General features: G+C 54.8%; 1 tRNA gene and 1 rRNA gene. Both read right to left on the bottom strand.

Features of this window, described 5'->3' with window-relative positions:
- Positions 1–81 (bottom strand): 5S ribosomal RNA (gene rrf, locus OGX99_RS00815); the annotation flags it as partial.
- A 38-nt stretch (positions 82–119) separates the two neighbouring features.
- Positions 120–195 (bottom strand) — tRNA-Thr (locus tag OGX99_RS00810).
- Between the last annotated feature and the right edge of the window lie 86 nt (positions 196–281).

Below are 281 nucleotides of genomic sequence, written 5' to 3'. Positions count from 1 at the left end.
CACACTACCATCGGCGCTACGGCGTTTCACTTCTGAGTTCGGCATGGGGTCAGGTGGGACCACCGCGCTACAGCCGCCAGACAAATTCTTTTCTAAGTGCCGAACTTAAACCGAAAAACTGGTGCTGATACCCAGAGTCGAACTGGGGACCTCACCCTTACCAAGGGTGCGCTCTACCAACTGAGCCATATCAGCACACTAAATTTGATGCCTGGCAGTTCCCTACTCTCGCATGGGGAGACCCCACACTACCATCGGCGCTACGGCGTTTCACTTCTGAG

This window comes from Citrobacter sp. Cu096, assembly GCF_030332285.1.
Lineage (GTDB): Bacteria > Pseudomonadota > Gammaproteobacteria > Enterobacterales > Enterobacteriaceae > Citrobacter > Citrobacter meridianamericanus.
This window is presented reverse-complemented; position numbering and strand designations above follow the sequence as displayed.